At 32.6% G+C, this 10,813-nt stretch carries 11 protein-coding genes; 4 read left to right on the top strand and 7 right to left on the bottom strand.

Translation table 11 applies throughout. From position 1 onward, the window contains the following. The 4 genes from WBN21_RS01545 to WBN21_RS01530 all read right to left on the bottom strand — a co-directional run. A partial coding sequence (locus WBN21_RS01545) for a cell envelope biogenesis protein OmpA (RefSeq protein ID WP_424197552.1) occupies positions 1-609 on the bottom strand: 609 nt, incomplete at its 3' end. Between the two features lie 14 nt (positions 610-623). Continuing rightward, positions 624-986: a fructose 1,6-bisphosphatase gene (locus WBN21_RS01540; protein WP_424197551.1), complete on the bottom strand. Its 363-nt coding sequence runs from the start codon at positions 984-986 to the stop codon at positions 624-626. Between the two features lie 119 nt (positions 987-1,105). Beyond that, positions 1,106-1,822 carry a LytR/AlgR family response regulator transcription factor gene (locus tag WBN21_RS01535; protein WP_424197550.1) on the bottom strand — a complete coding sequence of 239 codons (717 nt, stop codon included), beginning with the start codon at positions 1,820-1,822 and terminating at the stop codon, positions 1,106-1,108. 3 nt (positions 1,823-1,825) lie between these two features. Next, positions 1,826-2,809 carry a sensor histidine kinase gene (locus WBN21_RS01530; protein WP_424197549.1) on the bottom strand — a complete coding sequence of 328 codons (984 nt, stop codon included), beginning with the start codon at positions 2,807-2,809 and terminating at the stop codon, positions 1,826-1,828. A gap of 258 nt (positions 2,810-3,067) precedes the next feature. On the opposite strand from WBN21_RS01530, the gene WBN21_RS01525 reads away from it, so the two are divergent. Next, complete coding sequence (locus WBN21_RS01525) at positions 3,068-3,460, top strand: MotA/TolQ/ExbB proton channel family protein (protein ID WP_424197548.1); 393 nt, start codon at positions 3,068-3,070, stop codon at positions 3,458-3,460. A 190-nt stretch (positions 3,461-3,650) separates the two neighbouring features. Here the strand turns inward: WBN21_RS01525 and WBN21_RS01520 are convergent, their stop codons facing one another. Both WBN21_RS01520 and WBN21_RS01515 read right to left on the bottom strand, forming a co-directional pair. Continuing rightward, positions 3,651-5,009, bottom strand: a complete 1,359-nt coding sequence (locus WBN21_RS01520; RefSeq protein ID WP_424197547.1) for a DEAD/DEAH box helicase — start codon at positions 5,007-5,009, stop codon at positions 3,651-3,653. Positions 5,010-5,051: 42 nt separating this feature from the next. Next, the gene (locus WBN21_RS01515) at positions 5,052-5,942 is read right to left on the bottom strand and encodes an aldose 1-epimerase family protein (RefSeq protein WP_424197546.1); all 891 of its coding nucleotides are present in this window, start codon (positions 5,940-5,942) and stop codon (positions 5,052-5,054) included. An 81-nt stretch (positions 5,943-6,023) separates the two neighbouring features. Between WBN21_RS01515 and pabB the strand changes: the two genes are divergently transcribed. Then, a complete protein-coding gene (gene pabB / locus WBN21_RS01510; protein WP_424197545.1) occupies positions 6,024-7,328 on the top strand; it encodes an aminodeoxychorismate synthase component I in 1,305 nt (434 codons plus the stop codon). Here the strand turns inward: pabB and WBN21_RS01505 are convergent. Continuing rightward, positions 7,325-8,017, bottom strand: a complete 693-nt coding sequence (locus WBN21_RS01505; RefSeq protein WP_424197544.1) for a hypothetical protein — start codon at positions 8,015-8,017, stop codon at positions 7,325-7,327. The two genes, pabB and WBN21_RS01505, sit on opposite strands and share 4 nt — an antisense overlap. Before the next feature lie 122 nt (positions 8,018-8,139). Here WBN21_RS01505 and tilS point away from each other — a divergent pair, with 122 nt between their 5' ends. Together tilS and ade are read left to right on the top strand one after the other, a co-directional pair. Then, on the top strand, positions 8,140-9,450 hold the full coding sequence (gene tilS, locus WBN21_RS01500; RefSeq protein ID WP_424197543.1) for a tRNA lysidine(34) synthetase TilS: 1,311 nt from the start codon (positions 8,140-8,142) through the stop codon (positions 9,448-9,450). Between the two features lie 46 nt (positions 9,451-9,496). Next, positions 9,497-10,813: adenine deaminase (gene ade, locus WBN21_RS01495; RefSeq protein ID WP_424197542.1), on the top strand; the 1,317-nt coding region annotated here is incomplete at its 3' end.

Raw genomic sequence — 10,813 nt, 5'->3', positions numbered from 1 at the left:
AATATAATGCAAACTTTGCTTCTCCTTTTTAAAAGCATCTTCAACAAAACTCTTAATCGCAGTTAGCATACCTGCTACCATGTCTTCATCAGCCATTTTATTTTTTGAATATTCGGCTAGAAGTAATCCAGATCCTTTTTCTATAATAATAACTTGTTCTATTTGAGCGTTTGATTGCTCTTGCAATAATAAATCAGACTCGTTAATACCAGCAGCTTTTGATTTTGCCTTTCTGAAAAACCGTTTAAATGAAAAAGTTTTATTAACTTGATTATTAATTCGTTCAGATAATAATTTCATTTCATGCTGCACATACCGCTTAATCATTTGTCCAAGGATTGGATAAAGCGCTTCAACAACGGCATCTTGCGAGTTTTTAATTTCTTCTTTTAAAGCTTCTGTAATGGTTGGCCCTAAGGTTTTAGGGATTTGTTCAATGAAGGTATTTAATTTTTGATCAATAATAGGATCCACTTTAACTGACAAGTTTTTCCTTTCATTAATGGTAGTTTCAAGAATTTTTATTTTTTTTTCAATTGACGAAGTAAACTCCCGCTCATCAGTAAGCAGAATATCTTTTATAATATTTAGTTTTTCTTCTTGATTCATTAACGAGAATAAATTTATTCACTAATTTTTTCTCCTAATTTGATAAAAAGTTCACTTAACAATTTTCTATCCGCCTTTTTGCCATCCATAGCTGTTAACCTATCATCAACAGTATTTTCTAAATCAGTTAATCTAATATTAATATCGGTACTTAAGGTATCAATATTTTGTAAAAGCTCAGATTCTACTGTACCAATTAAGTCTTGTAGTTCTGCTTTTTTTCTTAAAATATCAGCTTTAAGCGTTTCAAATTCTTGGTTATATGCTTGAATATTATCGCCAAAAATAAGTTCTTTAATAGCATCAATTTTCGAACTATTGTTTTGATGGTTGTTGTTTAAATTTTCTGTATTTTTTTCTTTTGCTTGTGTTTTCATTTTCAGAATGTTTGCAGTATTCCTAACAAAAATAGATTAAAATAAGAAATAAGCCTCTTATTTTGTAATATTTTAATGCCATTAGGTTTGCAATAACCAGTTTTAATGGGAAATTTTTACTAGAATTTTTCAAGAATTTGAAGCACTTCTTTCTTATAACTCCGGCTTATTGTTAAAGCGGTATTGTGAATTATAATTTCTTCGTTTGTAAATGAGGTGATATACTTTAACGCGATTATGTACGACCTATGAATGCGCAAAAATTTCCTACTTGGCAGTTTCGCTTCAATGGCACTAATGGTTTCCCGGGTTACTATAGTTTGGTTGGCTAAGTGAATTTTTATATAATCACTATAACTTTCAATGTAAATGATGGATTCAAAATCAATTTTAATCATGCGTCTATCGGATCTCACAAACATAAAATCGTTAACATCATCGTTTTGAATTTCTAAGGCAGTTGGGTTCGCATAAATATCAAAATAATTATTTACTGCTTTTAATAATCTGTCAAATGAAATTGGTTTTAGTAAATAATCGACTGCTTGCAACTCAAAACCCTCAACAGCAAAATCGCGATATGCGGTTGTGAAAATAATTTTAACTTCTTTATTAATGGATTTGGCGAATGAAATTCCTGATATTTCTGGCATATTAATATCAAGAAAAATCAAATCTATCTCATGTTCTCGTAACACACTAAACGCTTCCATGGCATTATTACAACTCGCCACAATTTTAATATTAGGTATTTTAGCCAAGTGCATGGCAATGACTTCTTTAGCAATGGCTTCGTCATCAACTATAATACATGATATGTCTTTTTTTTGCGTCATTAATTAAAGAGTATCGAGCTTTAAATGTACTTTGAATAATCCGTTTTCGTTAATAATTTTTAGGTTGTATTTGTCTTTATAAAGCAAGTCTAAACGTTTTTTTATATTTTCTAAACCAATCCCTTTTTCTGAAATTTGGTTGGTGTTATTGGTGTTTTCAATGTTGAAATAGATGCTTTTATTTTCGCAATACAAGTTTATATCAACCTTTAAAATTCCTTTTTTTAAGCTGCCATGTTTAAAACTATTTTCAACAAAAGGCAATAGGAGCATGGGCGCAATTTTGATATCATCTAATATGTTTTCGGTATTAAAATCAATTTGAAGTGTGTCATTAAAACGCATTTTTTCTAATTCAATGTAATCATTAATATGATTGATTTCGTTACTAAGCGACACAAACGGTTTGTCCACTTGATACAACAAGTAATCCAATAGGTTGGAGAGTTTTAAAATCATTTCAGGCGTTTCATCTGCTTTTTTCAAAGCAAACCCATACATGGTATTTAGTGTGTTAAATAGAAAGTGTGGGTGAATTTGCATTTTCAAATAATTTAATTCTTGCTCTTTTAATTTAAGTTGAGTTTCTAAAATTTTTGTTTCTAGTATTTTGGTTTCTTCGGTATGTTTTACATTCAGTTTTAAAAGTTTAAAGGCACTCACCATAATAACTACCAAATACACGCCAATAGCAACAAACAGTAAACTTTTACTAATGGGAGCCATATTTGAATATTCAAAATTTGAAAGATAAACGAGTCCGTAAAACACCGAAAGAACAATAAGGTAAGCCGAAATTATAACCGCATAAAAGCTATACAAAGCAAACAAAAAATAGCGTTTGGTAATAAGATATTCTGGTATTATTTTATAAATAAAAACATAGGTGGTGGCAATGGTAATAGGCATTAAAAACAACGAAAAAGACAAAACATAACCAAAATCGTTACTATCTACGCCAAAAAAATAGGTGTAAAATAGCAGCACACCGCACCAAAATAATATGTGGAGCAGTAACTGACCTATTTTTTTTAAAATGAATCGGGTTGTAAACATCATCGCGATAATAGATACAATAATACTATAAATTTAAGGCTCTTAAAGTTTTTATAGACGAACAACCAATTTAGTAACCGATTTAGCAGCATGTTAAATAAATGGCTAAATTAGTCATCTGTCGCATTTTAATTATAACCAGGATTATGGGTTGTATGTTTGTGGCAAATTTAATTAAAACCAATACTTATGAATTTATTATCAGTAATTCCTTTAAATGTTTTTGTAGATAGATTTATGGAAGGCGGACCACTTTTTATGTCTTTCATTTTAATTTGCCTTTTATTGGCATTGTTTTTTGTGGTCATGGGTTTTGTAAACCTTAAGAAAGATGCCGTGAAATCTAAAAAAATGACCAATTTAGCATCTGATGCGAGTGTTTTAGGATTAGTATTTGGGTTTTTAGGATCTATTATTGGCATGATTACAGCCTTCGATGCCATAGAATCAATGGGCGAGATTAGCGCAGGTATGATGGCTGGTGGTTTAAAAGTATCATTTTTAACAACCGTTTTTGGTGCTATTACTTTTATTTTACCAAGAATTGGTATTATTGTTTTGAAGACTTTACAGAGGAGTTAGAATTTGTTAGTGGTTCTTTATCCATCTTTCTGAAATTCCTTTTTCATTTATTTGAAGAGGGATTTTTTATATGCAATTTGTAACAAGAATTGATGGTGAAAAGTACTAGGGCAAACTAAGTTTATAACTAATAAGTATTATAAAAACTTACTTAACATTATTACTTTTGCAGGGTAACGCTCAAAAAATTCTATTTTTTAAAATTCTTATTCCGTCTGTTATAATTCTTATCGCCTTTAGTTTTAGGCTTTTTATACTTAGCAGCAATTTTAAATTTATAAGAACCACCTAAATTTTCTTTAGAATTTTTCTCAGATTTTTCATGAAAGGCTGGTCCTGGAGCATCTTCTTCTGTGCGTTTGTTAGGGTTGTAATGCTCTTTTATTTGTGGACGCTCTTCTTCAATAAGTTCGGTAGAAATTTGGACAGTTTCAGGGATTTCCAGAACAGGAATCGTCATTTTCATTAAGGCTTCAATGTTTTCAATAGCCTCATGTTCGTTTTTAGTAGAGAACACAAGCGCTTCGCCTTCGCGTTCTGCACGACCTGTTCGACCAATACGGTGCATGTAGTTTTCAGGAAAATCGGGTGTGTCGAAATTAATAACATGCGATACGTTGTCGATGTCCAACCCACGCGCCATAACATCGGTGGCGATTAAAATTCGATTTTCGCCATTTCTAAATTGTTCGATGCTTCGTAGTCTGTAATTTTGTGTTTTGTTGGAGTGGATGACGCATAATTCTTCTTTAAAAAATTCGTCTAATTTTTCAAACAAACGATCTGCCATGCGTTTAAAAGCTACAAATATTAAAACCTTATTGTAATTTTCGGTATCGCTTAATAAATGCACTAACAAATTCACTTTCGTGTAAAAATTTGGCACATTATAGCGATGTTGTGAAATATTATCAAGGGGAGTTCCTGATACAGCAATAGAAACACGCTCTGGACTTTTAAAGAAATCGTTAATTAGATAATCGACATCTTGTGTCATAGTTGCTGAAAACATGATATTTTGTCGGCGTTGCGGCAGAATATCAAAAATGTTAATTAATTGATGTCTGAACCCTAAATCGAGCATGACATCCACTTCATCAATCACTAATTTTTGTATCGATTTTAGTTGTAAAACTCGTGTTAAAGCCAAATCGTATAAACGCCCTGGGGTGGCTACTAAAATATCAATACCTTGAGCAATAGCCTGCTTTTGGGTGTTAATATTAGTGCCGCCATAAACACCTAAAACACGATTGTTTATATATTTTGATAGCTTTTCAATTTCGTCAACTACTTGCACAACCAACTCGCGCGTTGGTACTAAAACTAAAACTCTAGGAGTTTCTTGTTCTGAATACTTCATGCTTTTTAAAATAGGCAACATGTAGGCAAAGGTTTTTCCTGTACCTGTTTGCGCTATACCAACCACATCTTTCCCGGAGGCCACCACGTTAAAGGCTTGCTCTTGGATTGGTGTTGGGGTTGTAAAGCCTAAATCTTCTAAGGCGTTAAAAAGTTGATTATTTATGTTTAAATCTTGAAAAGTCAAAATACTGATATTTAGCTTACAAAGTTAAGCTTATTATTCTGTTTAGACTAAATGGCTGTTGTGAATTTCAATAGTATAAGCCGCCTTAAATGTTTTGTTTGCATCTAAACTTAAAATCCCTTCTTTGTCTTTTAGGTTTTGGTTAGTGGTTTCGCTATCGGCAATACCCAACCAAGGCTCAATACAAACATAGTTTCCGTTGGGTTTAGCCCAAATGCCAAGGTATGGGAAACCGGGATAACTAACAGATAGAAATGGGCCTTTTTTACTACTCGTTAAAGTCACTTTTCTAGATTTTAAATCTTTAAAAACGAGGGCATCTGCGTTAAACAAATCGTGAGTTAATGGTAGTTTGTTTGAGTTATTAAAAACGGTTTCCGTTTTTGAAGAGATAAGTCCGTTGTCCATATTAATCAAATGTTTTTTGGTGTTTTCAAGGGTTTCAAACTCTAAATAATAATCTTCATAGTTTTCGCTTTCGTAAACCGGACATTTAAAAGCAGGATGTCCGCCAACCGAGAAATACATAGTTTTTGTATCTAAGTTTTTAATGGTATGTTTGACTTCGATAGCGTTATCTGTAAGCGTGTAAGTCATTAAAAATTCAAATTTAAAAGGATATTTTGCTAGTGAAGCGGCGTTTGATGTTAGTTTGAATGTTAAACTATTTTCGGTTTGTTCATGCAGCGTTACATCATCATTATTTCTAACAATTCCGTGTTTTGGAAGCTCGTATTTAAAGTTTTCAAAAATAAAGGTGTTATCCTTTAACGCACCAATTATAGGGAATAGGTTAGGGGCGAAACTTCCCCAAATAGCTGGGTCTGCATGCCACATGAATTCCGTATTATTTTTAACAGAGGAAATGCCACAGAGTTCTGCACCAGTTTTTTTAACATTAATTCTGAGTTTATTATTTTTTAAAGTGAACATACGTTTCAAATTTAAACTAATGTACAAAAATCATCATATTTTAAGTATTCTGAGTAACTTTGTTTTCTTATAATAATTTAGTTGAGGACAAAACAGATTCATACTTTCGAGGATATCGAAAAATTTAAAAGCCGGTTACTAAATTGGGCACAGCAGTTTGATGATGTGGTTTGGTTAGATTCAAACCCTAATAGCAATAAGGAAGCCCAACAACATTATAGTTATGATGCCATTTTAGCGGTAGATGCTTTTACGAGTATTAAAACCGATTTCCATCAAGGTTTCGAAAAACTTAAAGAATACCAAAGTTATACCAAAGATTGGATTTTCGGGTATTTAACCTACGATTTAAAGAATGATATAGAAGCTTTGAAATCTGAAAATTTTGACGGATTAGGGTTTCCAGATGTATGCTTTTTTCAACCGAAAAGAGTGTTTTTAATAAAAGGCAATGACGTTGAAATTCAGTATTTAAAATTTGTTGATGATGAAATAGATGACGATTTATTTCAGATTAGAAATGGCACACAAGCCGCACGAGGCCATGTGTATTCAGATATTAAAATTAAACTTCGGATTCATAAAGATGCTTATTTTGAAAAGGTGAATACCATGCTCGAGCATATTCATCGGGGCGATATTTATGAAGCTAATTTTTGCCAAGAGTTTTACGCTGAAAATACCCAAATAAATCCTTTTGAAACGTATCAAAAGTTAAATACTATTTCCAAGCCGCCTTTTGCATCGTTTATTAAATTACAAGATAAATATGTAATTAGCGCGTCGCCAGAGCGCTATTTAAAAAAACAAGGCGATACCATAATTTCCCAACCTATAAAAGGAACCGCGAAACGTGCCATGCACAAAGAAGAGGATGAATTGCTAAAAACAAATTTATCAAAAGACATAAAGGAACGCAGCGAAAATATTATGATTGTTGATTTGGTGCGTCATGATTTAGCGAAAACAGCATTAAAAGGTTCGGTAAATGTTGAAGAATTATGCAAGGTTTATAGCTTTGTTCAAGTGCATCACATGATTTCTACCATCACATCAAAAGTCGATTTGAATACCCATCCTGTTGATATTATTAAAAGTACGTTCCCCATGGGCAGCATGACGGGAGCTCCGAAAATTTCTGCTATGCAAATTATTGAAAATTTAGAAGAAACTAAACGCGGCATTTATTCTGGTGCCATTGGATATTTTACCCCAAATGGCGATTTTGATTTTAATGTGGTAATAAGAAGTATTTTATATAATGAAACTGAAAAATATGTTTCCTACTCTGTTGGAGGAGCCATAACAGCCAAAAGCGACCCCTTAAAAGAGTATGAAGAATGTTTAGTAAAGGCAAAAGCCATGCGAGAGGTTTTAGAGAATTAAATTAAATGCTCCTTAAAATCTTCAATAGCTAATTTTAAAACGCGTTCAACACGTTTGGCTTCCATTGTTTTTACTTTGGCTATTTCATCAAAGCTTAGTTTCCCAAACACAAATAAATCGACAATTCCCGATACATTTAAAGGAAGCCAAGTATAGTATTTTCCTAATAAATGTTTATTGCGGTTTGTGGCAATATCAGAAATTTCAAAAGCATTTTGTAGCGACATATTATCGTCATCATATACAAATACGTGCTTATCCTCTTGGCCTTGATGATAAGATATATCGCTTAATTCTTCATTCATAATTAAATCGAAATCTTCATCCACCGTAAATTTTTCTTCTAAACCGTCAAGTTCATCTGTCAAAATGGAGTGTGTACTCATGGTATTTTGATGAAACGCCTCTTTTTTGAAAAGGTCATCCAAATCGGCATCAATTAGTTTAAAAAGCTTAATTTTTATGGCCATGGCGTCATCATCAATATTAAACCCAGCTTCGTAAAACTTGGCAATCCCTTCATCAATAATATCACTTGATTTGTACATGTTTTTAGGAATAATCTTTGTCGATTCTGCAATGTATAACCGATGTTTCACATAGGCTTGTAAATGATTGGTTGCAGAAACTACTTTTTTATTGAATTCAGCTATGGCGGCCTTATCGTTTAGTTTATTTGTTGTGCACATGATTTAAAGATTTAAATTAGTTCTTTAAAGTTACGGAATTAATCGGTTTTTTACATGATTTTTATCAGTTGAAAATTGTGGAAAAAGAATTATATCTTTAGCAAAGTTGTATCTTTGAAAGCATGCTAAAACAACTTAAAACACATATTACAAACCAGCTTGATTTTTTAAATGAGGGCAAACTCCTTATCGCCATTTCTGGCGGAATTGATAGCGTAGTGTTAACACATTTGTGTCATGAATTAAACCTAAAAATGTCCTTGGCACATTGTAATTTTAATTTACGAGCTAAGGAAAGTGATGCCGATGAAGATTTGGTTCTAGAGCTTGCTGAAGATTTGGATTTAGAAGTTTTTATTGAAAGTTTTGATACGGAAAATTATGCAAAAGAACATAAGCTTTCCATTCAAATGGCGGCTCGAGAGTTGCGTTACAGCTGGTTTTTGGAACTTTCAGAACAACTTCAATTCGATTATATTTTGACCGCGCACCATGCCGATGATAATTTAGAAACCTTTCTAATTAATTTTACTCGAGGCACAGGTTTAGATGGTTTAACAGGAATTCCTGAAGTTAATGGGAAATTTGTGCGCCCATTGTTGCCGTTTTCTAGTGAAGAAATTTCTGAATTTGCGAAAGTAAATCACATTAAATGGCGAGATGATAGTAGTAACAAATCCGTTAAATATTTACGGAACAAATTACGCCATGAGGTGATTCCGATTCTTAAAGAAATTAATCCGAGTTTATTACAGAGTTTTCAATCCACTTTGAATAATTTGAATGATACTGCCGATATTGTTGAAGAAAGTACCAACGCTGTTTTAAAAAAAGCTATTGAAACTATGGATAATGACCATATATCCTTCAAAATTTCAGAATTTAAAAAGCTTAACAACCCAAAAGCCTATTTATTTGAGGTTTTTAAAGATTATGGGTTTACGGAATGGAATGATATTTTAGATTTATTGGATGCTGAAACAGGAAAACAAGTGTTCTCCCAAACTCACCGTTTAATAAAAAATAGAGACCATTTACTATTAAGTGATATTAACGAGGAATTAAGTGAAACAATAAAAATTTCAGAAGAAGAAAAACAAGTAGAAACGCCATTTGGCACCTTGTTTTTTGATGAAGCTGATGCCTTATTTGGCAAACGAACCAACGTTATTTTTGTTGATAAAAAAGAACTGAAATTTCCATTAGCAATAAGAAAATATGAAGAAGGCGATGTGTTTTATCCTTTAGGAATGTCAGGAAAAAAGAAAGTTAGTAAATACTTTAAAGATGAAAAATTATCGCTTTTAGACAAAGAAAATACATGGCTATTATGTTCAGGTAGCGACATTGTTTGGGTGATAAATAGAAGGGCAGATAATCGTTTTAGAGTCACCGAAAATACCAAACAAATACTAAAAATAGAATTAAAGTAATAATGTCATTCTGAGCGCAGTCAAAGTGTCTCATTAAATTATAAATTTGAAACTACAAGGACAAATAGTCGATATCCAAAACAAACGAATCTTTAAAGGCGAAATCACCTTTGAAAACGGAAAAATTCTATCCATCAAGGAGCAGGCACATCATGTAAATCATTATATCCTTCCCGGTTTTATTGATGCGCATATACATATAGAAAGCTCCATGCTTGTACCGAGTGAATTTGCCCGAATAGCGGTAAAACATGGCACCGTATCCACCGTTTCAGATCCGCACGAAATAGCCAATGTTTTAGGTGTTAAAGGCGTGGAATTCATGATTGAAAACGGGAAGAAAGTGCCATTTAAATTCAATTTTGGTGCGCCTTCGTGTGTGCCAGCAACCAGTTTTGAATCAGCAGGTGCTGTTATTGATTCTGATGATATAAAAAAGCTTCTTGAAAACCCAGATATTAAATATTTGGCCGAAATGATGAATTATCCTGGCGTACTTTTTAATGACAATGAAGTCATGAAAAAAATAGCTTGGGCCAAGTATTTTAATAAACCTGTTGATGGGCATGCACCAGGGCTTCGAGGTCACGACGTTTCAAAATACATTCGTGCAGGAATTTCAACCGACCATGAATGTTTTACGTATAATGAAGCTTCAGAGAAACTTGAAAAAGGCATGAAAATTTTGATTCGTGAAGGAAGTGCTGCCAAAAACTTTGATGCTTTAATTGATTTATTACCAGAACATTTTGAAAACATGATGTTTTGTAGTGATGATAAACACCCAGACGATTTAATTGTTGGTCATATTAACCAATTATGTGCCAGAGCCGTAAAGAAGGGAATTGACGTTTTTAAAGTATTGCAAACGGCTTGTATCAATCCTGTAAAGCATTATAATCTAGATGTTGGTTTATTGCAAAAAGGGGATCAGGCAGATTTTATTGTTGTAGAAGATTTAAAAGCATTTAAAACGCTTCAAACGTATATAAATGGGGACCTTGTTTTTGATAAAGGAACCTCATTAATTAGGAAAGTGGCTTTTGAAAACTTAAATAATTTTAATTGCCAACCTAAAGAAATTTCAGATTTTAAGTTGGCGTCTTCTGCAAAACAAATTCGAGTAATCGAAGCTCTAGAAGGGCAGTTGGTTACAAACGAATTAATTGAAAATGCTAAAATTGAAAATGGAAATCTTGTTTCCAATATTGAGAAAGATATTTTGAAAATGACGGTTGTAAATCGCTATCAAAATACTAAACCTGCCATGGCTTTTATAAAGAATTTCGGATTGAAAGAAGGTGCTATTGCATCATCTGTTGGTCATGATTCACATAATATTATTGCTGTTGGAGTTTCGGAT

Origin of the sequence: Algibacter sp. (assembly GCF_049667265.1) — a bacterium.
Lineage (GTDB): Bacteria > Bacteroidota > Bacteroidia > Flavobacteriales > Flavobacteriaceae > Algibacter_B.
The sequence above is the reverse complement of the archived record's forward strand: the minus strand, read 5'-3'. Positions and strand labels throughout refer to the sequence as shown.

Excerpts from the sequence above, each read along its gene's own strand:
- WBN21_RS01525 (WP_424197548.1), top strand. The coding sequence starts at position 3,068 with ATGAATTTATTATCAGTAATTCCTTTAAATGTTTTTGTAGATAGATTT.
- WBN21_RS01515 (WP_424197546.1), bottom strand. The coding sequence starts at position 5,942 with ATGTTCACTTTAAAAAATAATAAACTCAGAATTAATGTTAAAAAAACT.
- WBN21_RS01535 (WP_424197550.1), bottom strand. The coding sequence starts at position 1,822 with ATGACGCAAAAAAAAGACATATCATGTATTATAGTTGATGACGAAGCC.
- WBN21_RS01540 (WP_424197551.1), bottom strand. The coding sequence starts at position 986 with ATGAAAACACAAGCAAAAGAAAAAAATACAGAAAATTTAAACAACAAC.
- WBN21_RS01505 (WP_424197544.1), bottom strand. The coding sequence starts at position 8,017 with ATGTGCACAACAAATAAACTAAACGATAAGGCCGCCATAGCTGAATTC.
- tilS (WP_424197543.1), top strand. The coding sequence starts at position 8,140 with ATGCTAAAACAACTTAAAACACATATTACAAACCAGCTTGATTTTTTA.